Annotated in this window: 1 protein-coding gene and 1 pseudogene; both read right to left on the bottom strand. The window is 71.5% G+C overall.

Features of this window, described 5'->3' with window-relative positions:
- Positions 1-19: 19 nt before the first annotated feature.
- On the bottom strand, positions 20-667 hold the full coding sequence (locus tag E2C06_RS40120; RefSeq protein ID WP_277751925.1) for an IS630 family transposase: 648 nt from the start codon (positions 665-667) through the stop codon (positions 20-22).
- Positions 607-1,077, bottom strand: a pseudogene (locus E2C06_RS36565) (winged helix-turn-helix domain-containing protein); the annotation flags it as partial. The gene E2C06_RS40120 and the pseudogene E2C06_RS36565, both read right to left, overlap by 61 nt.
- Between the last annotated feature and the right edge of the window lie 97 nt (positions 1,078-1,174).

Genomic DNA, 1,174 nt, shown 5'->3' with positions numbered 1-1,174 from the left:
TCATACTGTCTCCGGTTGATCAGCTCGGCTGAACTGGCCTGGGCCACCAATAGAAGTTGGTGTGCGGCTGGAGGGTGGCGGCATCGAGCTGACGACAGCGCTCGGCGACGATGGTGCTGAGTTCGTCGAGGGTGGCGAGATGCCGATTGACGATCGGCTCGTCCACCAGCGGCCAGAGATGCTCGGCAGGCTGGAGTTCGGGCGAGTAGGGCGGCAGGAAGACGAGGCGGATCCCGTCGGGAATGGGCAGGTCCTTGGGCCCATGCCAGCCGGCATTGTCGAGCACGAGGACGATGCTGCGCTCGCGCCCTGCGCCGGTCTCGCGCGCGAAGGTGGCGAGCAGTTCGGCGAAGAAGGGCTTCGAGAGGCTGCTGCAGAGGTACCAGACCGCCTCGCCGCTGGTCGGCTGCACGAAGGCGGCGACGTGCAGCCACTGGTACCGGTGGTGACCAAGGGCGATCGGCCGCTGGCCGGTGGGCGCCCAGACCCGGCGGCGGATCGGCTTCAGACCAAGGCGGTGCTCGTCCTCCGCCCAGACCTCGACCGGCCGGTCGGGATGCGCCGCCCTGGCCTCGGCGACAGCGGCATCGAGCCCCCCTTGAAGGCCGCTCTCTGCTCGGGTGTGGCCGCGCGCGGATGCCGCGGCCGCGGCGCCTGGACCGACCAGCCGATGCGCTTCAGCGCTTCCCAGCCGCGCTGCGGGTGCACCCGCTCCAAGCCGAGATGCCGCGCCATCCAGGCCGCCACCTTGGGGCCGCTCCACAGCCCGCTGTCTTCGGGCGGCGTGCGCAGCCGCTCGGCCAGGGCGGCTAGCACATCCTCGGTCAGCAGGCTCGCCGCGCGCCCGTTCCGCCGCCGCTGGTCGCCCAGCGCCTCGGGGCCGAGCGCGTTGTAGCGGGCTGCCAACTCCTCCACCCAGCGCGGCGCGAAGGCCAGCACCTCGCTGACCTCAAGGAAGGTCCGCCCCTGCGCCAGCAGCCAGATCGCCTGGGTGTGCCGCGCCTCGGTTGCGTCCCGCGCCGCCCGGTAGCGCGCCTCCAACTCCGCGACAGAGAGATGATCGACAATCCGGGCCATGGCGCCGCTCCCCAACAGGGCCAGGCAGGTTACCACCCGCGCCCGGCCCAGGGGACCACAGCCTCACCGCGAGCCAATCACCCGGAGACGGTATCAG

The organism is Dankookia rubra (genome assembly GCF_004355005.1).
Taxonomy (GTDB): Bacteria; Pseudomonadota; Alphaproteobacteria; order Acetobacterales; family Acetobacteraceae; genus Paracraurococcus; species Paracraurococcus ruber_A.
The sequence above is the reverse complement of the archived record's forward strand: the minus strand, read 5'-3'. Positions and strand labels throughout refer to the sequence as shown.